This is a genomic window from Salinimicrobium sp. TIG7-5_MAKvit, assembly GCF_049569215.1.
In the GTDB taxonomy this organism is placed as follows: Bacteria; Bacteroidota; Bacteroidia; order Flavobacteriales; family Flavobacteriaceae; genus Salinimicrobium; species Salinimicrobium profundisediminis.
The window spans coordinates 64,836-85,857 of record NZ_CP145903.1; the positions used below are offsets into that span (position 1 = coordinate 64,836).

The 21,022-nt window shown below is 35.0% G+C and carries 16 protein-coding genes and 2 pseudogenes; 8 read left to right on the top strand and 10 right to left on the bottom strand.

The window, feature by feature from the left end; translation table 11 throughout:
- Positions 1-75: 75 nt before the first annotated feature.
- Both V5739_RS00315 and V5739_RS00320 read right to left on the bottom strand, forming a co-directional pair.
- Positions 76-1,227 (bottom strand): DUF2891 domain-containing protein, encoded by a 1,152-nt coding sequence (locus V5739_RS00315; RefSeq protein WP_423819188.1) that lies wholly within the window; start codon positions 1,225-1,227, stop codon positions 76-78.
- Positions 1,228-1,235: 8 nt separating this feature from the next.
- Positions 1,236-1,355 (bottom strand): annotated as a pseudogene (locus V5739_RS00320) (ATP-binding protein); the annotation flags it as partial.
- Positions 1,356-1,410: 55 nt separating this feature from the next.
- Here V5739_RS00320 and V5739_RS00325 point away from each other — a divergent pair.
- Both V5739_RS00325 and V5739_RS00330 read left to right on the top strand, forming a co-directional pair.
- Positions 1,411-2,913, top strand: coding sequence for a recombinase family protein (locus V5739_RS00325; RefSeq protein ID WP_423819189.1), 1,503 nt, complete (start codon positions 1,411-1,413; stop codon positions 2,911-2,913).
- A 211-nt stretch (positions 2,914-3,124) separates the two neighbouring features.
- The gene (locus tag V5739_RS00330) at positions 3,125-4,516 is read left to right on the top strand and encodes a hypothetical protein (RefSeq protein WP_423819190.1); all 1,392 of its coding nucleotides are present in this window, start codon (positions 3,125-3,127) and stop codon (positions 4,514-4,516) included.
- Between the two features lie 190 nt (positions 4,517-4,706).
- Here the strand turns inward: V5739_RS00330 and V5739_RS00335 are convergent, their stop codons facing one another.
- Positions 4,707-5,237, bottom strand: a complete 531-nt coding sequence (locus V5739_RS00335; RefSeq protein WP_423819191.1) for a tyrosine-type recombinase/integrase — start codon at positions 5,235-5,237, stop codon at positions 4,707-4,709.
- Positions 5,238-5,585: 348 nt separating this feature from the next.
- On the opposite strand from V5739_RS00335, the gene V5739_RS00340 reads away from it, so the two are divergent.
- Positions 5,586-6,653 (top strand): DNA-methyltransferase, encoded by a 1,068-nt coding sequence (locus V5739_RS00340; protein WP_423819192.1) that lies wholly within the window; start codon positions 5,586-5,588, stop codon positions 6,651-6,653.
- On the opposite strand, the gene V5739_RS00345 is transcribed toward V5739_RS00340, so the two are convergent.
- From V5739_RS00345 to V5739_RS00365, 5 genes and pseudogenes are all read right to left on the bottom strand, one after another.
- Positions 6,639-7,418 carry a hypothetical protein gene (locus V5739_RS00345; protein WP_423819193.1) on the bottom strand — a complete coding sequence of 260 codons (780 nt, stop codon included), beginning with the start codon at positions 7,416-7,418 and terminating at the stop codon, positions 6,639-6,641. The genes V5739_RS00340 and V5739_RS00345 overlap by 15 nt on opposite strands.
- Positions 7,419-8,006, bottom strand: a complete 588-nt coding sequence (locus tag V5739_RS00350; RefSeq protein WP_423819194.1) for an MjaI family restriction endonuclease — start codon at positions 8,004-8,006, stop codon at positions 7,419-7,421.
- Positions 7,990-8,220: a helix-turn-helix domain-containing protein gene (locus V5739_RS00355; protein WP_423819195.1), complete on the bottom strand. Its 231-nt coding sequence runs from the start codon at positions 8,218-8,220 to the stop codon at positions 7,990-7,992. Before V5739_RS00355 ends, V5739_RS00350 begins: the two co-directional genes overlap by 17 nt.
- A 404-nt stretch (positions 8,221-8,624) precedes the next feature.
- Positions 8,625-11,009 (bottom strand): annotated as a pseudogene (locus tag V5739_RS00360) (ATP-binding protein); the annotation flags it as partial.
- 36 nt (positions 11,010-11,045) lie between these two features.
- Entirely contained in the window at positions 11,046-11,585 is a 540-nt protein-coding gene (locus tag V5739_RS00365) for a tyrosine-type recombinase/integrase (protein WP_423819196.1), read from the bottom strand.
- A gap of 289 nt (positions 11,586-11,874) precedes the next feature.
- Here V5739_RS00365 and V5739_RS00370 point away from each other — a divergent pair, with 289 nt between their 5' ends.
- Positions 11,875-12,243 carry a hypothetical protein gene (locus V5739_RS00370; RefSeq protein ID WP_423819197.1) on the top strand — a complete coding sequence of 123 codons (369 nt, stop codon included), beginning with the start codon at positions 11,875-11,877 and terminating at the stop codon, positions 12,241-12,243.
- 364 nt (positions 12,244-12,607) lie between these two features.
- Here the strand turns inward: V5739_RS00370 and V5739_RS00375 are convergent, their stop codons facing one another.
- Positions 12,608-12,808 carry a hypothetical protein gene (locus V5739_RS00375; RefSeq protein WP_423819198.1) on the bottom strand — a complete coding sequence of 67 codons (201 nt, stop codon included), beginning with the start codon at positions 12,806-12,808 and terminating at the stop codon, positions 12,608-12,610.
- A 291-nt stretch (positions 12,809-13,099) separates the two neighbouring features.
- Here V5739_RS00375 and V5739_RS00380 point away from each other — a divergent pair, with 291 nt between their 5' ends.
- Positions 13,100-13,501, top strand: a complete 402-nt coding sequence (locus V5739_RS00380; RefSeq protein WP_423819199.1) for a hypothetical protein — start codon at positions 13,100-13,102, stop codon at positions 13,499-13,501.
- 57 nt (positions 13,502-13,558) lie between these two features.
- Here V5739_RS00380 and V5739_RS00385 read toward each other — a convergent pair whose 3' ends face one another.
- On the bottom strand, positions 13,559-15,190 hold the full coding sequence (locus V5739_RS00385; protein WP_423819200.1) for an SEC-C metal-binding domain-containing protein: 1,632 nt from the start codon (positions 15,188-15,190) through the stop codon (positions 13,559-13,561).
- A gap of 181 nt (positions 15,191-15,371) precedes the next feature.
- Between V5739_RS00385 and V5739_RS00390 the strand changes: the two genes are divergently transcribed.
- The 3 genes from V5739_RS00390 to V5739_RS00400 are packed head-to-tail and all read left to right on the top strand — an operon-like array spanning position 15,372 to position 21,006.
- Positions 15,372-18,185, top strand: a complete 2,814-nt coding sequence (locus V5739_RS00390) for a type I restriction-modification enzyme R subunit C-terminal domain-containing protein (protein ID WP_423819201.1) — start codon at positions 15,372-15,374, stop codon at positions 18,183-18,185.
- Entirely contained in the window at positions 18,185-19,483 is a 1,299-nt protein-coding gene (locus V5739_RS00395) for a restriction endonuclease subunit S (protein ID WP_423819202.1), read from the top strand. The genes V5739_RS00390 and V5739_RS00395 overlap by 1 nt, the downstream gene beginning before the upstream one ends.
- Positions 19,480-21,006 (top strand): type I restriction-modification system subunit M, encoded by a 1,527-nt coding sequence (locus V5739_RS00400; RefSeq protein WP_423819203.1) that lies wholly within the window; start codon positions 19,480-19,482, stop codon positions 21,004-21,006. Before V5739_RS00395 ends, V5739_RS00400 begins: the two co-directional genes overlap by 4 nt.
- The last annotated feature ends 16 nt before the right edge of the window (positions 21,007-21,022 follow it).

Here is a 21,022-nt window from a genome sequence, read left to right on the forward strand (position 1 = left end):
CCAATTTTTAGTAATAGCCTCTCACCCCGAATAATGGGTTAAGATCTTCCGGGAGCAGAATTACGATCAAGGCTTTTACATCTTTTTATTACTTTCCTGTATAGCATACAAAGCGAAACTCCCAAGCCAGTGCCCTCCTTCATAGCTATCGCCCACGAGGTTAGGAAATGAATACGCCACGTGCTCATTGGCCAGCGTGCGAAGATGCCCGTATTGTTCGGGATATTGATTGGCAAGGCCGTAAAACACCCACGCCCGGCTAAAATTGAGTCCGTCAAGGTGAACCAATTTTCCGTCGGTCCTATCACTCACTTCGGCTACTTCCATGGCAAAACCCTTGCTCTGCAACTGCGGAAGAAAATCCTTCATCCACAAATTGAAGGTTTTTTTAGGAAGAACCCGGCGCATAATATCGACCTCGGCCAGGCAGGGCGACAAGAAATCGAATCCTCCCGGTTCCCATTCAATAGGGCAATTGTCATCGTTCAAATAGTAATCTTTTGCTCTTTTCTCGATCAACAACCGCAAGTCTTCTGCTCCAGTGGTAGCAGCATAATCATGTGCCAGTGCAAGAGCAAAGGCTGTATTGGTGTGCTCGCCAACTCTGATGGAGTAGTTAAGCTTCGGAAGAAATTCCTTAAACTTCTGCACCATAAGATCTGTAAGAGGCTGCAGATTCTCACGCAGCTCTACTGCTAAGGGATCTTCCCAGGTGTGCAGCTCTTCGGCCAGTTTTAAAATCCACGCCCAGCCGTAGGTGCGTTCAAAACTACCCTCCTGCTCCCGGCTGAAGTATTTTACTTCCTGCCTGATATTTTCGGCAGTAAGAGAATTCTTTAGAGTCTCCCGAATTTCTTCGGCTTTTTTCATTTCAGGGAACTTCCTAAGCAAACTTACGAGAGACCAATGTGCATGTACCGAAGAATGCCAGTCAAAACAGCCGTAAAAGGCGGGGTGCAGTTCTTTGGGTTCGCCAATATCTCCGGCACCCGAGAGGGTTTGGTTAAGCTTATTGGGATATTCAATACCAATACAGTTTAGCGGAAGTTTGGCCAGTTTATTAGCTTCCTCTACAGTAAGCACAACAGCTTGTGAGGGTTCTAACATAGCTACAGCTTCATCTACGAGGGTAGAATCTGTTTCCATTCCTTCGGTTACAGGTGCTTCATCATTGCCTTTACAGGCTATTACTGCAATCGCAGCGATCACTAAAAATTTCTTTTTCATAGTTTAAATTATCCTAGCCAGCCTTCCCTGTCGAGGCTGCGGTATTGTATAGCTTCACTTATGTGAGCTCCTTTTATTTTATCTGAATCTTCTAAATCTGCAATAGTACGGGAAACCTTTAACATTCTTTTGCATATATAGTCCATAAAATTAATCATATATTCACAGTCTTAAAAGATATAGATGAGAGCAGTCGCCTACCTTCGAGTTAGTACACAAGATCAATCATTAATTAGACAGCATGAAGATATAAAAACTTTTGCATCCCGAAAGGGGCTAAAGTTAGATGAAATATTTGAGGATAAAATTAGCGGTTCTAAAACTAATTCTAATGATAGGGAGGGCTTTAATGATATGGAAAAATATATTGAGCTTAATGAAGATATCAGGGATATTTTGATTTTAGAAATTTCCAGACTTGGAAGAAAGAATAACGATATTCAAAATATTATAGAAAAATATACGGAAAAAGGTATTAATATTCATATAAATGATCTCGATATATCTACTCTTGACAAAAACGGAAATCGGTCATTTGCTGCTGAAATGATGATTTCTATGCTTGGAGTAATGGCATCAAATGAATCTCGTTTACTTTCATCAAGAATCAGTTCTGGTCAGATGTCCCGGGCTAGGAAAAATCTTGCATTCGGAGGTAAAATTATAGGTTACAAAAAAGATGAAGAAGGAAGACCTGTTATTGATATGTATGAAGCACCTATGATCAAAAGAATATTCGAGCTGGCTTCTGAGGGACTAGGAATGAGAAGTATATCCTCTATGATAGAAAATGAATTTGATCGTGAAATCTCTACTGGCACTTTAAATGGAGTTATAAAAAACACCTTTCATAAAGGTGAGCGAAGATATAAAGATTTAGTACTTGATGTTCCTCCAATAGTTTCTGAAGAATTATGGCAAAAAGCAAACGATTCAGTTGCCAGTAGAAAAAAATTTGGAAGTAGAGCAAACGTGAACACTAACATCATTAGCGGCAAAATAACTTGTACTTGTGGAAATGTTATGCATCAAAAAGTAATACCGCAAGGAAGAATTGATTCCTTTGTTTGTAAAGACACAAAGTGTAAAAATTCTATTAATAGACCATGGTTATTCCGCATGATTCGGAAAATAGTAGAAAGACATGCTCAAAAAACAAGGGATAAACAGGTTCGTGAAAAAATGAAATTAGAAATATCAGCATGCAAAGCAACTATCAGTATTAATTTAAAGCAACTTGAAAAACTTAATAAAAGAAAGATTAAAGCTAGAGTTGAATATCTTGATGACGATGAATTCTCTAAAGAAGAATACAATCTAATTCTTAGTGAGATAAAGAAAGATATTATTCAGATTAAAGAAAATAATATCAAGCTAAATGACACCATCAGAAATTTCGAAAATTCTCTAAAAAATGAAATAAAGCATTTTAGTGAGGACTTAGAAATATTTCGAAATGAAATTCAAGATATCGTTAGGCATGTAATTATAGAAAAAGAAAGCGTGCTGATTAACCTATACGGATGGGGAGAATATGATTTAAATAAACCGAATAGCATCAAATTAGGTTGGGAAGCACGGAAGCCTGAAAGTGAAAGATATCAGAATGAAGGGCTACCCTTGCGACATCCGATCACTGATGAGGATTTAGATTTATTTACCAGAGATTATATAGAAAACGCTTAATAGTAAGAAATGAATTCTTTACTGTTTCTAATCTTTTAACAAGTGATTTTAATTCTTGAAAAAGTTTTAAAAAAGCACCTTCTTTTGTTCAAATGCTTTCTACAAATGCTTTTAGAAAAACGAAGGTCACATTAAAAAACATCAAATTATTACCTATACAAGCAATTAAATGATACACAACGACTTAACAGTATTACTTTAAAAGAACTGGATGGCGAGGAGAATGCAAAGGACGTTAGATGTTCCTATTAGACAAGAATTACTTGATTACCTGTCAATGGTTTTTAAAGGAAAAAATAAAATCTCCCATAAGGGAGTGCCCTTGAAAATAGACTACTGTGTTTATCTTTTCTACCTACTAGAAACTTTAGAAGCAAAATCTTTTGGGAACATCAACTACGAGAGCAGAGATATTCATATCCATTCTGCAAAATTGAGAAAAGAATTTCATTCCAATTATAACGGTTACATCCAATTTATAGTTGATCACAAATTCCTCCTGAAAACTGCAAAATATAAAGTTGGAAGTAATACAAATATTTATCAATTCACAGATGTCTATCCATCCTCAAACCAATATATGGAATATACAATTTGGGATTCTACTCTACTTAAAAAAGTAAATAGTAACAATTCAAATAAAACTGAGGATGCAAGAATAAGAATTAAACATGCGTCAAAAATACGCCCACACTTAACCAAACATTTCAATGAGTATTTGAACATAGATTATCAATCTTGTTTAGAGTTAATGGCAGACATGAGGCCTATTCAGTATCGATCTAATTTTATTACTCTTTTCAATTTTCATGAAAAGCGTTGGGAATTCTCAAACAATCAAGAAACTGACAATAGACTCCATACCTTATTGACAAGGTTAAATAAAAAATTCTTAAAGCATATCACCTACAAAAACGAATCGCTCGCTGAAGTTGACATAAAAACTTCTCAACCATTATTTCTATTCTCTGTACTGAATGCTATTTTCAGCAGAAAGGATTATACTGGATTCTATTATAAAATCCAGGAGAAGCTCGGAAATGAAGTGATACAGGAAATTTTAAAGACTGGAATAAACACAGATGAATTAAAAAGGTTTGGCGATGTAATTCTGAATCACGATTTATATGATTACATAGCTGAAAACCTAATAATTGAACAAGCGAACGGGGAATATCTTAGGTTTGAATTTGATCCAGTTAAAAACTTTAAAGAAAAAGTTCATTATAAAAGTATGCGGGATTTGACTAAAAAAGCAGTCATGGAAACCTTGTACAGTTCTTCTAAAAATTATAATTCAGAAGTTCAGCAAATTAAAAATCTTTTTCTAAGTGTATTTAAGATAGTTGACCTTCTAAAGACTATCATGAAAGAAAAAAATAGTTTCCCGATTTTTTTACAGCAAATTGAAGCAGAAGTTTTATTGGATGAGGTCGGAAAACATATCTTGAAGCATAAGCCTGACATTGTACTTTTCAGTAAACATGATTCGCTTATCACAACATCAGCAGACGTTAACTTCCTAAAAACCGAAATGGAAGATCATCTTAAAAAGTACCTGTTAATCGACAAAGTAAAAATTGAAATGAGTCACTGGAATTGAACCACCCCTTTTTTTTTCTGATACATCATTAACTGTCTACAACTGATACAACATGAATAGATAGATATTTATAATAAAACATCACTATATTACTATTATGTTGTTTGGTTTTTAAATGAACCCTTTTGTAAAAAGGAATATCATCCAATTTAATTTCTGAGACAGAACCCAATCTAAACATTTTTACAAATTACATTGCATCGAAAATGTTGTCTATTTCAGTTTGTCTTATTCCTAAATAACGTTTAGTAACTTTAATGTTTGAATGGTTGAAAATTTCTGATAGCTTTATTAGTACATCTTCATTCTTACCATTTGCTTCATAAACATATCGACCAAATGATTTTCTTAATCCATGGGAACTTATTGACCATTGATCCTGTAGAAATCTATTGATTGCTTGCCTTGAATACACTCCGCCCTTTTGACTTAAAAATATGTATTCATTCTCCTCTCCTTCCCCATATAGTTCAATAGCTTCTTTAATATACTTGTTAATTTTTCTATCTACCTTTTTTCCTGTTTTCTGCTCCTTCAAACTCAATCTATCATTTTTTACATCCCCCCATTTGAGTGATAATATATCTCCGATACGCAAACCTAGATTTATCTGGAATACGATATAGAGACCTTTCACCCTTTTTGATTGACTTTTTGCTTTAATTAATCTGTTAGCAACAAACATTGCTTTTTCGAATTCTATATAATCACTTCCGGTCATTTCTAATTTTTTTAAATACACTTAAATATAGTTCATTTACTTCGTTTTTATACACTAAATGAACATTATTTATTGGATAAATAATCAAACCATTAGTAATCAATACATTAAAGGTTCACTTTTTATATTAGTGAACCTTTTTCAAAACCAAATCAGTAAAAATTTAACGCCAAAATAAAACTTGAACCATTTACTATTATCCAGTGGTCACCCTTTATCATATTAATCCCATTATATCACTTTGCTTTCATATCTGTCTCCTTTCCTTTAAGGTGCGGAGATAATATAGCTTTTTAGAAAGTCTATAAAATTTTATATTCTTATTATTGCATTTATAAAATTCAATCCATGACCAATCATAAAGTTTATTATTCTACAGCCAATGAAATGGCTGATGTTCCTGATAATTCTGTAAACCTTGTTGTTACCTCACCACCTTACCCGATGATTGAGATGTGGGATGAAATCATGAAACAACAAAATGAGGAGATTGAAAAGCAGTGGGAAAAGGAGAATTACAATGAAGCTTTCGAACTTATGCATAAAGTATTAGATAAAGTTTGGCAGGAGTGTTATCGTGTATTAGACGATGGAGGTGTAGCTTGTATAAATATTGGTGATGCCACAAGAACCCTCTCAAAGAATTTTGTCTTATATTCTAATCATTCGCGAATTATTAGTGCGTGCTTGAAAATCGGATTCCAAAATTTACCAAATATTATATGGAGAAAGCAAACTAATGCACCTAATAAATTTATGGGATCTGGAATGCTTCCTCCTGGCGCATATGTTACCTTAGAACATGAATACATCTTGGTGCTTAGAAAAGGTACAAAGAGGGAATTTAAGTCACAGGAAAGTAAAGATTTGCGTTCCGAAAGTGCTTTCTTTTGGGAAGAGCGGAACCAATGGTTTTCTGATATATGGGAGGTAAAGGGAACCAGACAAAAATTTAAAGATGAAGTTCGAAAGAGAAGCGGAGCTTTTCCGTTTGATATTCCTTACAGATTAATAAATATGTTTTCTGTCAAAGGAGATACAGTACTGGATCCGTTTATGGGTACAGGAACAACTGCTCTCGCAGCTATGGCTTCAAATCGAAACAGCATTGGATTCGAAATAGATTCTAAGTTTGAGCCCACCATCGTTGAAAATTTATTAGGTACGGAAAGTATGCTTAATCAAGTTATATCTGATAGAATAAATAGACACATCAAATTTACTGATTTAAGGAAAGCAGAGAAAGGAAGTGATTGTTTCAAATATCAAAATTCTCACTACGGTTTTCCTGTTATGACCCGTCAAGAGTTAGGGATAGCTTTTGAATATGTAAAGAAGGTTTCCTATGAAAATAAATCCTTCGTTACAAACTACCATGGCATAAATGTACTTGAAAATCCTTTAGCTCTTTTTTAGACAAGAAATAAAATTTTTATAGTCACTTTCATAGGTATTTATTATGCCTTTCATGTCTGAGATAATTATAAAAACTGATACACCAAAGGCCTGAAAATATTCTTCAAATTTTCGCTTATTAGCTGCTTTAGCCCTAATTAAATATGGAGTGTTTGCCAAATAGGATCTTGGTTTAATTTGTATACCACAAAGTAATTTGCCATTGCGGTAGACTTCAAAATCTACAGCATATTTGTGGTCATTTTCCCCTGAAGTTTCATTAAACTGAAATTGGGGAAAGTTGGAACGTAAAGATTCAGCAGTTCTTTTTTCACGTAAAATGACTCCATTCCATGTTTCACAGATCACCCGAAAACGGACTGCTTTCACACAATCCTTTAATGAAATTTCTGGATGCTCTGATTTCATGTACTCATAAAGCTTAATTCCTTTTTCTTCTAATTCACCTTGGGTTCTACCATTTTGAGTATTTATATTTATTAAATTAAATGGTAATGTTCTTACCTTTTCTGGATCCTTTAATTTAAGCTGAAAATCCTTTAAGACAGAGGATTGATGCGGAGAAAGTGCTTTAAGTTGCCTCTGCCTGTATTCACCCATTTCATAATAGAAACTTTCCCATTCCTCCTTATTGGCAAAAGGTTTAAGAGTTATTAAAGTTGTTACATATCCAACACTCCACGGGTCATTTAGCATTAGTTGATTCCAAGGAGCATTTGTCTTAGCAAAGGCTCTATGGTCAATATCGTTGACAAAGGCATCCATTTAGTTAAGGATTGAATCTGGAATTTCTATAGTAATACCATCCTTCTTCTTATCATAGAAAATAATAGGGAAAGTTATTTCTTCTGAAAGATTCTTAACTTTATATGTAATTGGCTTAATACTAACAGGTTCATCATTTATAAATCCATCAATACCCCTTGCCTCCTCTTCTGGAGTTGCCAGTCTGTATGATTGGCTTTTAGGTTCTGCCACTTTTGATAAAATGGCTTCTTGAAAACGTAAACCTAAATATGTTTTTGTAATGACTAAATCTTCAACCCATTGACGAACCATTGATTCATCAATTTTAGCTATCGCTACTTTCAAGTTTTCTACCATAGGAAATATGCGAGCTACCGCATTTTCAACTCCATCAGGTTTCTTGTCTCCATACCACTCCTCCCATTCTTCTATAGTACCTGGACCAAATTCTTGTATAAGGTCACTCATTTGACCAACAACACGAGGACGAGTACCCTGAGCATTACTGTTGGCTAAATTTATAAGTTGGGTTGCGTATTTAGGAAAATCAATAGAGTCCCCTTTAATAATTTGATGCAGTTCAGCATTTTTAATTTTTACTTTCATGTGGTAGCAAGGAGGTTAAAGAAACTTCCAAAGCCGAAGCTAACTTTTCAATATTTTTAAGTGTAATATTTCGCTCTGCACGTTCAATCATTCCGATATAAGTACGATGAAATCCTGCAAGGTGAGCAAGCTCTTCTTGGGAAATACCCTTGGATAATCTCACCTGTCTGACTGAATTACCAAAAATTTGAAGTATGTCGGTTTTGTCTGTCACGTATTTAAAAAAATTTCTATAAAAGTACTTTAGAAGAACAAAGCTGACCACATACTATAATTAGCATTTTAACAAAACCCTTAGAGATTGGTTTCTACCTTTTGGTATACGAAGTTGAAAAAAATTTTAATAAATTCAATAGGAAAAAGGATATAAAATAACTTCCATAATTGTTAGTTACCAACTATTATAGAGTTTCTACGATAAATAAGGAGCTATAAGACGTTTTTCCTTCTTTCCAGGATAAATACTTTACGTGATTAGTAAAGTTGATTAGAATGGCTAAAATTAATCCACAGCTATCTTACATAGTTCAATTACGTGATTATAATTAACTAAAAATACAGAATTGGAGAGTTAAAATATATTTCGTCTATGAACTATATGTGACAAAGAGTATTATTCAGAATGCGATCATAAGCCCGGGCAGATAAGTTAAGCCGCTCCATGGCCACCTTGAGCAGGTTCATGGAATCTGGGTCGAGCGCGCAATGTTCCCTAATTTGTTTTACATTCATTTGCGCATTGTAATGCACCTTCTCATTATCTGCAAACCTATCTGTTTGTTTTTTTCTGGCAGCAGTTACTCTTTTTCTTATTTCCAGGCTGCTTTCTCCGCGCCTGTCGTCACTTAGCTTCTCAAAAGGAACGGGAGTTACTTCAATATGTATGTCAATCCTGTCGAGCAAAGGTACGCTTATCTTGCTCATATACCTTTGCATCTCGGCGGGAGAAGATGTAGCGGGAGAACCGGGATCATTGAAGAACCCACTGGGACTCGGATTCATACTGGCCACAAGCATAAAGCTCGATGGATAAGTCACTGTAAATTTTGCCCGCGAAATAGTCACTTCACGGTCTTCCAGCGGTTGTCGCATCACCTCTAATACACTTCTTTTAAACTCCGGAAGTTCATCGAGAAACAATACGCCATTATGAGACATGGAGATCTCCCCCGGCTGCGGATATGCCCCGCCACCGACTAAAGCCACATCCGTCCCACTAGTATTTGTAAACCATTTTGAAAGCTCTGTGTTTGAGGAGGTTGCAGAGTTGATTGAACTCTTACCTCCTTTTTTAGGTGCAGAATTAGCTCCTCCACCACCTCCTTTCTTCTTATCTTCCATTCTCTGCTTCCACATCTCAAAGTCTCTATTTTCTTCTCTATCCACTTCTACTAGATACTTCAGTTCTTCTTCAGATATTTCAGTATCACCTTTAAAACGTTCTTGCAGGGGTTTTGATTTTAACCACAGCCTGTAGTTTTCTTTATGTAATACAATTGTGAAGGTATAACCTGTTTCATATTCCAATTCAATTACCCATGCACCATCACTTTCCCTATGGTGTAAAACAATGTTCTTGAGTAAAGCATCAAGAAGGTCTGTCTTCTCTTGGAAAGTTTGAGCAGAAGTCACTTCTGCCATTAGGTCATGTATATCTTCAATTTTCTTTTCTTCAAGGTCAAGGTTCTTTAATTTCTCATTAACCTCATTAAGCTCCTTCTTATACTTTGCAATTTCATTCTTGAGAGAGTTTAATTCAGGTTGAATATCTTCCTCAGGTATAGTTCCTTTCAGATAAGCTTGTACAGCTCTCTTTTTCTGTTTCTCTAAATCATTAACCTTACCTTCATAAATCTTCTTATCTTCAAGTAGAGCAGGTTTATCTGTGGTCTTCTTTTTGAATGCATCCTCAAAAATCTTTTCCAAGTTATCAGGTTCTAAAAATATCTCTGACCAAATAACATTTTCTATCACATCAATATTTATTGACCTCTGACCACAGGACTGACCTTTATACCTTTTACTACTACACATGTAGGTATGGTCTTTTCTACTCGCTCTTGTTCTACCATAATAGTTCCTACCACACTTACCACACCTCAATAAACCTTTTAGGAGGTAATCATACTTAGGAGTATTACCTGTTTTTGTATTGGCGTTTTTTGCAAGGTTATCATTTACCTTCTGCCAATACTCAGGAGAAACTATGTTAGGTGCATCATAAGACTTTCCTTTATAGATTCTTTCACCTTTGTATAGAGGGTTTACTATGATACCTCTTGCACTATTTCCTGACCATTTTACATCCTTTTTATCTCTTGTAGTTTCTTTTTTAGTATATTTATTTGTGACTGTTATAGTACCCTTCCCTATCGTGTTATATCTTGTAGGTATACTGTGGTCATTAAGCCATCTGGCAATACTTCTTGTACCTGTACCCTTCAAAGACATATCATATATCTTCTTAACTATCTCAGCTTCTTCCTTGTCTATAATCAGGTATCCATTTTTATCTTTCGTATATCCATAAGGTAAGATGGAAGAGTGAGCTTTACCTTCTTCTACTCTGTGTAAGAGAGCTGATTTTACTTTGAGGGTAGTAGTAGTGACATGAAACTTATTCATAAGACTCATAATGTCTCCAAATAACTCTTGATTCGGGTCATAGAGGTCTACTACTCCATCAAATTCTGTGAGATAAGTGATTTCATTCTTCTTAAAGATTTCCATCACTACGAACCTTGTCTTAGGTTCTCTTTCTAACCTACTTTGGTCTACTACATAGACATGGCTGATATTTCCTTCTTCTACATCTGCAATAAGTTGTGCGAATGCAGGTCTATCCTCAATATTAGCAGTACCTGATACACCTTCATCTACATATATCTGATACTCTAATTCAAGCTCTTTAGCCTTAGCTATACCTTTCTTTTTTTGGTCAGGTATACTAACATTCTTACCCTCCTCCTTTTCTCTACTGATTCTGCAATAAATTCCTAACATGTAATGCTTTGATTTACAATTATACTAAATTATTCCCTACAGGTTCATGTAAATATCATCTATCTGTTCCTGCCTGATTCCCAGGTACTTTCTTGTAGTAGCTATGTCCTTATGAGCAAACATTTCAGAGAGGTACAGAAGAGCACTTTCACTTTGATTATTATTATCCCATACTCTTCTTCCAAATGTTTTTCTAAGGCTGTGTGAGGATACTCTATTACCTGAGAAGTATTTGGTAAGTAATCTATTGACATGCTTATTACTATACACAGTTCCTTTTTGAGACCTGAATGCATGAAAAGAATCATTGAAAGCATCTTCACCAAAGTACCTCATAGCTGTCTTAATATTATCATTCAAAGTAATCTTTCTCTTCTTCTTAGTCTTACCCTCAATAATGTCAATAGAATCTTTCCTCAGGTCTCCATAGGTAAGCTGTAAGAGGTCTGATATTCTAAGACCAAGATTTATACCCACAACTATTAAAAGTCCTGCTGTGGGATTTTCATGAGTTCTGATAAGCTTCATACCTGTCTGTAAAGCTTTGTCAAAGTTTAAATAAGTTGCTCCCGTCATAATGGAATTGTAATAGTTTTTAAATGTCTTATTACATCAAATATATGATGTTTTTTGACATTATTGAACAAGGGTATTGTTAAAGTTCCTGTGAATACTGCAAATGTCAAGAAAGGATATTTTCTGACATTTATGAAGTTGCGAAAGGAAATCCTTTTTGGGTAGTTTAGGTCTTTACGTATTCTTACTCCTCCTTCTTGTCTTTATGATAATTTATTCTTGGGGTATAGCAAATATTTAATTCGGAATTATTCCTGATATAATTATATTAGTTGGAAATTTGCCATTAATGATAAAATCCCCATTACGACCACAGGGAAAATTTGATTTTCATCCACAGGAAGAAATTCAAGAGAGCATCAGAGGTGTAGAATATGATTTCTTCTATACAGGTAAAAGAGAAGGTACAGGTGGGCAGATTGAATTACACGTCACATCCATTGTGAGAGATTGGGCTGAGAATGTTTACATCAGGAAAGCCTGGTACATGGGTCATAAAGAAAATTGGAAAGGATGTATAGAAAACCATGTGAGAACTCATTTACTCGAAATAAGTGCAGGAAGAATGCTTGTAATGCGTTTGATGCAGGACTTTGAAGTGACTGAAGATAAATTTAAGCCCTGGGAGAAATATAATCCTTCTCATTTTAGGTTGTAAGCCCTTTTTACTGTTATAGAAGAAAAATTCTATGTTATTTTCACTCAGGAGTAATAAATAAATAGTTCATTCTCCAAACTGATTGCCTCCCTTATACGCTCCTTCGTAAACTCTCTATTCTTAGCATCAGATAAATCTTTCTGAAGGTCTGTAATAGAAGTTGATAATGTGTCGTCATCACTAAATTTAAACCAAAGAGAACCCTCTGAATTTTCCCGTCTCATTTGCGATTCTATCTTCTGAAGCTCTTGAACCAATTGACTAAGTGTAATTTGTTCCTGAAGAAAATTATTAAAAGAGACACTAACTCTATGATTGTAATGATTTATATTCTCCATTGCGTTAGGTAAAAAAGGTAAAGCAACTAATTTGCATAACTAGCATCCTGAATGTACTGTTGAGCAGTCGTAGAGAATTCATCATCATCCATCTCCTCAAGCTCATTTGATGTCTCAGCATCAAACCACATGCTAAGTTTTTCTGTTTCTTTATTGACGATTCTGAACATTTTCATCAACGGCTCAAAAACCAGTTCAAATTCTCCTACTGTTCGTATTGTTTCCATAATAAATATTTCTCCTAAAGTACTGATATTGCTGCAAGAATACAACATTACCTTAAAATAAACAGCAAATTAATTTACCCTCCATTGCTGGATTTATAAGAGAAAAACTTTAAAAATTTTGAGGGGGGGGATATCAGCTTTTGCTGTTCTTGACGTACATCTGGAATGGGTGGATTGCTCTCTTTCCAAATATTTTTAATTTTCATATGTTGCGAGGGGGGTATTAATTTTTGAGCACCTCTGTTAATGCTGTACATAATAATTGGTACATTAGGAATTCCAAACAGTCCAATGAAAAATATTTTACTAATCCTGTTTTACCTTCATACCTCGATTATTTTAGGGCAGGAAGTTTATTTCTCTCCAATGACAGAATATTTGCAGACTGGGCAGAAAGAAATTATTAACAGAACTATTTCTATTGGAGAAGGAACAATTATCATAAAAACAGAGACAGATTCTGGATACGATATTCAATCTCTAAAAATTCTGGAGAAGAAGGTAAAGCCTGAAACAATACCACCAATTATTATTTATGACTGCACTTCACCTGATGGATTTTACCCTACCTTACTCTTCGTTCCCCAGAGGAAAGAAGTATCAGAAATATTAGTAATTCAACCTTCTTTAGTTACTGGTTTAGATGAACATTTCAGATTTTATATTGAGAATAAAGAAAACCTTATTCATTAATTGAGGTTTAGGGGAATATTAATCTCCTCCTTTTATACCTTTGTGCCTTGGAGCAGTCTAAACGTCTTTTTCTATTTTGTTACAGCATAATTTTAGTTTTTTGCCACTTCCACAGTAACATTTATCATTTCTATTTATACTCTTTGCGATTTCATAAAGGAAATCTTTATTTTCAAGCATCATTTGCACATAATATTCACCGTCAAATCTCTGAGCATATGAATTATCAATGAAAAACATTTGTTGTTCATCGTTTTTCTTTTCCTGCTCTTTAAAATTTAACCCATTCAGTAGATACATGGCAAAGAAAGATAATTCAGAAGATGCAAAGCATATTTTTGATAATTCTGTCCTTCGTTCAAAGTAATGAAATAGTCCATCTAAGTCTTTCACATATTCCATAATAATATCCAAGTCAAAAATAGACATAGTTATAGGTATATAATCCTTCTCATAAAAAAACATTCTCGTATGGTTCGTTAGTGCCCCATACCCATCTAACAATAGGCAAGCGTGATAAATTTTATTAACCTTTGAAATATCTATCTTTTCACCTGATTTCTCATCAAGTAAGTAGGACTCATTCCTTAAAATTGGTTGATAAGCAATCTCTGCCTGTTCATTTGCATTCAATATTGCTTTTTTAAAGTCTTCTTCAAATGTTTCAGGATTTCCCCTTTTACTGATTTCTCTTAATCGCTTAGACTTGACTTGAAAAATTATCATCCTCTCATTTTCTTTTATACAAATATCTAAGTCTGTAATAGTCTCTTTTCTGCTTCTTTTCAACTCCACCCCTTCCAAGATTTTTGTGCTATGAATTTTCTTTCTCAAAATTTTACTAACCATTTTTTCAGCTGCAATTCCTCTGTTTTTAAGAGCTATGTTGGCGTAAGCTTTATCAGCAACCATCCAATAAAATGGGCTGTCATAAATAGCCTCAGAGAGTAAGAAGGAAATAGGTATGTAATAAGAGTTTCCAAGTTGTATTATTGGTCTAATTTTGATTTCATTTAAGTCGTAAATATTATTATAATCATTATTAATGTCTTCAGTTTCAGCTATAGTAAATGCTTTGAGAACATCTAAAAATTCAGGATTTTTCTTAAAGACATAATTATCAATTTTAAAAGAATACATTTCGTGAAGGCTGAACTTTCTTTCCCTGTTATTCAATTTATAATGCATTAAAGATTTTACATAGTAGAAAAACCTCTTCGCAGCATCAGGACTAAAATTTTTATTTTTTTTAAGCCATGCGATATCCTGCGCATATTTATCAACTACAAAATCCACATATTGATAATCATATGCTCCGCTACCTGCATAAAATATAGTCTCTTGAATATTTGCCTCAGAAGTTCTCATTGCTTCGTGGAAATTCTTTTGTCCATTTAAATTACCCAATTTTGGCAAGTAGTTTTCATGGTATAAATTCATTAGCTCCATTAACCTCGTTGATGCACGCTTAAAATCTAAAACAGAGCCATTTGAGTGATGTCTATTCTTCAGATAATATCCATATAAAAAAGATATTTCATTTTCGTTCAAGGTTTGATAAACATCTCTTGAGCCAAAGGTGTTTGAATTAAAATTGAGATTGAGTCGAGTGACATGAAGTAAAATTTCTAAAAAATTTTGAGAAAGAGATAAGTTGTTTATCTCCTTTTGTATTTCATCAGTTGACATATGACTATTAGATTTTATTTAAATTTCTTTATCTCAGATAAAAAGACAATTAACAATGACTAGCTTTATATAATATCAGTTATACCTTTACTTAGCCATAAATCTAATTAAATCTTTAACATTTTTTTATATCTTTATCCTACATATTCCCTACACCTATTTAACCACAACAATTATGTAAATGGCTGAAACTGTCAATCAGAACCCTGAGCAGATAGCAAGAGATAAAATCGACAAGATGCTTTCTGAAGCAGGGTGGGAAATACAATCAAAAGGTCAAATTAATTTATCTGCTTCTAAAGGTGTAGCTGTTAGAGAGTATCAAACTGATGCAGGCTTTGCAGACTACGTACTTTTTGTAGAGAGGAATCCTGTTGGAGTAATTGAAGCTAAAAAGGAAGAAGAAGGTCATCGCCTCACAGTTGTTGAGGAACAATCAAAAGATTATGCCCAAGCACAGCTAAAGTATCTCAAAAACGACCCTCTACCTTTCGTTTACGAAAGCACAGGAACAATAACTCGTTTTAGAGACTTTAGAGACCCAAAGCCAAGAGGAAGGAATGTTTTTAGCTTTCATAAACCTGAAACTATCGCAGAATGGATTAGGAAAGGTACTAGCCTTAGAGCAAGATTACAAAATTTACCTTCTTTGCCTGAAGATGGATTAAGACCTGCTCAAATTGTAGCCATTAAAAATCTTGAAATGTCATTCAAGAATAATAAGCCCAAATCCTTGATTTGGATGGCGACAGGGGCAGGAAAAACGTTTACTGCTGCTACATTTGTATATCGTCTTTTAAAACATGCTGATGCAAAAAGGATACTCTTCCTGGTAGACACACGCAACCTTGGGGAGCAGGCTGAGCAGGAATTCATGACTTATCAGCCAAATGACGACAATAGGAAATTCACAGAGTTATATAATGTCCAAAGGCTCACTTCAGGCTACATAGCATCAGACAGCCAGGTTTGTATCTCTACCATCCAGAGATTGTATTCTATTCTTAAAGGTGAGGAATTAGAAGAAAGTGCTGAGGAATCCAATCCTAACGAAAGTACCTGGATGGAACAGCAAATGAACAAAAAGCAACCTGTTCCTGTTGAGTACACTCCCAGAGTTCCCATAGAACAGTTTGATTTTATTGTAATTGATGAAGCACATCGTTCCATCTACAACTTATGGAAGCAGGTATTAGATTACTTCGATGCATTTTTAATTGGATTGACTGCTACTCCAGATAAAAGAACTTTTGGGTTTTTTAATGAGAATGTGGTTAGCCAGTACACCTATGAAGAATCAGTAACTGATGGTGTAAATGTGCCATATGAAGTTTACAACATCGAAACTGAAATCTCTTCAAAAGGAGCTGTTATTGAATCAGGATGGTTTGTTGACAGGAGGGATAAACTCACCAGAGCAAAAAGATGGCAACAGGAGGATGAGGATACAGAGTATAAGAGGAATGACTTGGATAAAAAGGTAGTAAACCCAAGTCAAATCAGAAACATCATAAAAGAATATAAAAAGGTACTGCAAACAACCATCTTCCCAGGTAGATTTGATGAACAGGGAAATTATGAAGTGCCTAAAACTCTTGTTTTTGCCAAGACTGACAGCCATGCTGATGACATCATCAAGATTATAAGAGAAGAGTTTAATGAGGGAGATGATTTTTGCAAAAAGGTCACATATAAAATAGATGAAGACCCAAAATCAGTATTAAACAGGTTCAGGAATTCATATTATCCACGAATTGCAGTTACAGTAGATATGATTGCGACAGGAACTGATGTAAAGCCTCTTGAAATTCTTCTATTCATGAGGGATGTGAAAAGCATCAACTACTTCGAACAAATGAAAGGTAGGGGAACAAGAACCATAGATTCTGAGAAACTAAGAGAGGTTTCAGCAACTGCCAGAAGCAAAACCCATTTCGTCATTGTAGATGCCGTTGGAGCAACCAAATCTAAGAAGACAGACAGTAGACCTTTAGAGAGAAGACCCTCTGTACCAATGAAAGATTTATTAGGTGCAGTTACAGTTGGAGTAGCTGATGAAGATTTATTCCTGTCATTGGCAAATAGGTTAATTCGTCTGGAGAAGCAAATTACTGAGAAGGAGCAAGAGAAAATCCTTGAGTTTTCAGGAGGAAAAAACCTAAAGCAAATAACCAAAGAACTTATTTCAGCCTTTGACCCAGATGCCATTGAAAATGGAGCGCAGGAGCTAATAAAAGATATTCCACAAGCAGAACGTACTCCTGCACAATATGAAGAGGCTAAAAAAGAAGCTCAGGAAAAATTAGCTCTTGAAGCAGCCAAAACTTTTAATGGTCAATTGAATGATTATCTCGAAAATGTTCGAAAAGAGCACGAGCAGATAATCGACCATATAAATATAGATACAGTCACTAAGTCTGAATGGGAGAAAACCTCTGTTGACCAGGCAAAGGAAACTGTTCAAAATTTTTCGCAATATCTTGAGGCTAATAAAGATGAAATAAGAGCACTCAGCATCTTTTATAATCAGCCATATCAAAGAAGGGACATTACCTTTAAAATGATTCAGGACGTAATGGAAAAACTGAGGATGGATAAACCTACTTTAGCACCAGATAATGTATGGAATGCTTATGCTGCTGTGGAGGATGTGAAAGGTAAAGCACCCAAAGATGAACTGACAGCATTGGTGTCACTTATAAGAAGAGCCTGTGGAATTGATAAAGAGCTAAAGCCTTTTGACAAGACCATTGATGAGAACTTCAAAAATTGGATATTCAAACAAAATGCAGGAAAACACAATAGGTTTACTCCTGAACAAATGGAATGGCTAAGAATGATTAAAGACCACGTAGTAAGCAGCTACCACATAGAAATGGATGATTTGGATTACACTCCCTTTAATGCTCAAGGAGGAAGAGGTAAAATGTATCAGTTATTTGGGAATGAGATGAATGAAATTATTGATGAACTTAATGAAGTATTGGCAGCATAATGACTGAAGACTATATTGATTGCAAAGTTGGGGATTTATTGAAACTTAAAAATGGATATGCCTTTAAAAGTAATATATATCAAAATGACGGAATTCCTGTCATAAGGATTGGAGATATTCAGGATTGGAATGTTAACATTGAGAGTGCTAAAAAAATTGCTGAAAATAAAGATTTTGATTCCTACCAAGTAAAGAATGGTGATATCCTCATAGCTATGTCAGGAGCAACAACAGGAAAGTTTGGTTTATATTCTTCTGAGGAAAAGGCGTATCAGAATCAGCGAGTGGGAAACCTTGTACCTCATAATGACATTCTTACCCAAAGAAAATACATTTATTACTTACTTTATTCATTAAAGAGAGAAATAGAGAAAGAAGCCTATGGTGGAGCGCAGCCTAACATTTCTGCTTCTAAAATTGAAAATTTAGAAACACTTCTTTTTCCCCTACCCATCCAACGAGCTATTGTAGCCAAAATTGAAGAGCTTTTCAGCAGTTTAGATAGTGGTATTGCAGATTTAAAAAAAGCGCAGGAACAGTTGAAGATTTATAGGCATTCTCTTATTGACTTAATTTTCAAAAATATTTTAGTAGAAAAATCAGAAAAGAAAAAGCTTAAAGTAATTACAGATAAAATAGGTTCAGGCGCAACTCCTAAAGGTGGCAGGTCGGCATATAAAACCCAGGGCATACCATTTGTAAGGTCATTAAATATTCATTTCGATTTTATAAAATATGAAGGCTTGGCTTTTATTGACGAAGTGCAGGCAGAAAAACTAAGTAATGTCACTATCAAGGAAGGAGATGTTTTGTTAAATATAACAGGAGCTTCCATTGGAAGAGTAAATATTGCACCAAAAGAGTTTGACGATGGCAGAGTAAATCAACACGTAAGTATTATTCGTTCAAAATTAGGTGAATTGTATCATCCTTACTTAAAATATTTTTTACAATCTCCAAATATCCAATCTTGGATAGCAAATGAAAATTATGGGGCTACAAGACAAGCTTTAACTAAAGGAATGCTTGAAAATCTTGAAGTACCCTGTCCAAGTTTCGAACTTCAAAAAAAATTAGTGGAAGAACTTGAAGAAAAAATAAGTTCTTGTAAGTGGATAGAGAAAACTATCACTCAAAACCTGATAAAGGCAGAAAGACTTCGACAAAGCATCCTCAAAAAAGCCTTTGAAGGCAAATTACTTTCAGAGGAAGAGATTGAAAAAGCTAAAAAGGAACATGATTATGAACCTGCAGACGTACTACTGCAGAAAATAAAGGCAGAAAAGAAAAAGAAATGACAGATTCTACTATAATATCAAAGATTTGGAATTTAGCTAACGTTCTACGTGATGATGGCGTTGGCTATGGAGATTATTTGGAGCAGATAACATACCTCCTATTCCTAAAAATGGCAGACGAGCTTAACAAGCCTCCATACAACAAAGGACTTACCTTTCCTAAACTGAAAGATGTAGAAGGAAACGAAATTCCTGATGGGGAAATCTGTAACTGGGAAAATCTCTCCAGTAAAAGAGGAGCTGAGTTAGAATCATTTTACTCTCAATTGTTACGTTCCCTTTCCACAGAGAAAGGTATGTTAGGACAAATCTTTACCAAGAGTCAAAACAAAATTCAAGACCCTGCAAAACTCTCCAGAGTTATAAACCTTATAGACCAGGAAGAATGGAGTTTGATGGGTGCAGATATCAAAGGTAAAATATACGAAGGTCTTCTGGAAAAAAATGCAGAGGATACAAAATCTGGAGCAGGACAATACTTTACTCCCAGAGCACTTATTCAGGCGATTGTAGCATGTGTTCAGCCAAAGCCTAAAAAAACTATCGCAGACCCTGCATGTGGTACAGGAGGCTTCTTTTTGGCTGCATATGATTGGATTGTTGAGAACAACCAGTTAGACAGAGAAGAAAAAGAATTCCTGAAGAACAAAACCTTTCATGGAAACGAAATTGTCGCCAGTACACGTAGAATGTGTCTGATGAACATGTACCTCCACAACATAGGAGAAATAGATGGAGAACCCTTCTTATCGCCTAATGATGCCCTTATTTCAGATGATGGAAGAAGGTTTAATTATGTCCTTGCAAATCCTCCCTTTGGCAAGAAGAGCAGCATGACCATCACCAATGAGGCAGGAGAAGTTCAAAAGGAGGATATGAGCTATAATCGTCAGGATTTTTGGGAAACCACTTCCAACAAGCAGCTCAACTTCCTTCAGCACATAAAGACTCAACTAAAGATTAATGGAGAGGCAGCAGTAGTTCTTCCTGATAATGTTTTATTCGAAGGTGGTGCAGGAGAAGAAGTTCGAAAGCAGCTAATGAAAACAACAGAGCTTCATACAATTCTTCGTTTACCTACAGGTCTTTTCTATGCTCATGGAGTGAAAGCAAATGTCCTATTCTTCGTAAACAAACCTGCAAGTAAGGATGCTTGGACGAAAGATATTTGGTTCTACGATTACAGAACCAATGTTCACCATACCTTAAAGCAGAAGCCTATGACCTTAGCTCATCTGGAGGAGTTTATCCAGCTCTACAATCCAAAAAATAGGCATAACAGAAATGAGACATGGAGTGAAGACAATCCAGAAGGACGATGGAGAAGGTACAGCTATGAAGAGGTGCTAAAAAGAGACAAGACCTCTCTTGATATATTCTGGTTAAGAGACAAAAGCCTTACTGATTTAGATAACCTACCTGAACCTGAAATCTTAGCTCAGGAGATTATTGAGAATTTGGAGTCAGGGTTAAATAGTTTTAGGGAGATAGCGGAGATATTGGAAGGAGAAGAAAATAATTAATCATCTTTTGGTTTAG

Excerpts from the sequence above, each read along its gene's own strand:
- V5739_RS00315 (WP_423819188.1), bottom strand. The coding sequence starts at position 1,227 with ATGAAAAAGAAATTTTTAGTGATCGCTGCGATTGCAGTAATAGCCTGT.
- V5739_RS00325 (WP_423819189.1), top strand. The coding sequence starts at position 1,411 with ATGAGAGCAGTCGCCTACCTTCGAGTTAGTACACAAGATCAATCATTA.
- V5739_RS00330 (WP_423819190.1), top strand. The coding sequence starts at position 3,125 with ATGGCGAGGAGAATGCAAAGGACGTTAGATGTTCCTATTAGACAAGAA.
- V5739_RS00335 (WP_423819191.1), bottom strand. The coding sequence starts at position 5,237 with ATGACCGGAAGTGATTATATAGAATTCGAAAAAGCAATGTTTGTTGCT.
- V5739_RS00340 (WP_423819192.1), top strand. The coding sequence starts at position 5,586 with ATGACCAATCATAAAGTTTATTATTCTACAGCCAATGAAATGGCTGAT.
- V5739_RS00345 (WP_423819193.1), bottom strand. The coding sequence starts at position 7,418 with ATGGATGCCTTTGTCAACGATATTGACCATAGAGCCTTTGCTAAGACA.
- V5739_RS00350 (WP_423819194.1), bottom strand. The coding sequence starts at position 8,006 with ATGAAAGTAAAAATTAAAAATGCTGAACTGCATCAAATTATTAAAGGG.
- V5739_RS00365 (WP_423819196.1), bottom strand. The coding sequence starts at position 11,585 with ATGACGGGAGCAACTTATTTAAACTTTGACAAAGCTTTACAGACAGGT.
- V5739_RS00370 (WP_423819197.1), top strand. The coding sequence starts at position 11,875 with ATGATAAAATCCCCATTACGACCACAGGGAAAATTTGATTTTCATCCA.
- V5739_RS00375 (WP_423819198.1), bottom strand. The coding sequence starts at position 12,808 with ATGGAAACAATACGAACAGTAGGAGAATTTGAACTGGTTTTTGAGCCG.
- V5739_RS00380 (WP_423819199.1), top strand. The coding sequence starts at position 13,100 with ATGAAAAATATTTTACTAATCCTGTTTTACCTTCATACCTCGATTATT.
- V5739_RS00385 (WP_423819200.1), bottom strand. The coding sequence starts at position 15,190 with ATGTCAACTGATGAAATACAAAAGGAGATAAACAACTTATCTCTTTCT.
- V5739_RS00390 (WP_423819201.1), top strand. The coding sequence starts at position 15,372 with ATGGCTGAAACTGTCAATCAGAACCCTGAGCAGATAGCAAGAGATAAA.
- V5739_RS00395 (WP_423819202.1), top strand. The coding sequence starts at position 18,185 with ATGACTGAAGACTATATTGATTGCAAAGTTGGGGATTTATTGAAACTT.
- V5739_RS00400 (WP_423819203.1), top strand. The coding sequence starts at position 19,480 with ATGACAGATTCTACTATAATATCAAAGATTTGGAATTTAGCTAACGTT.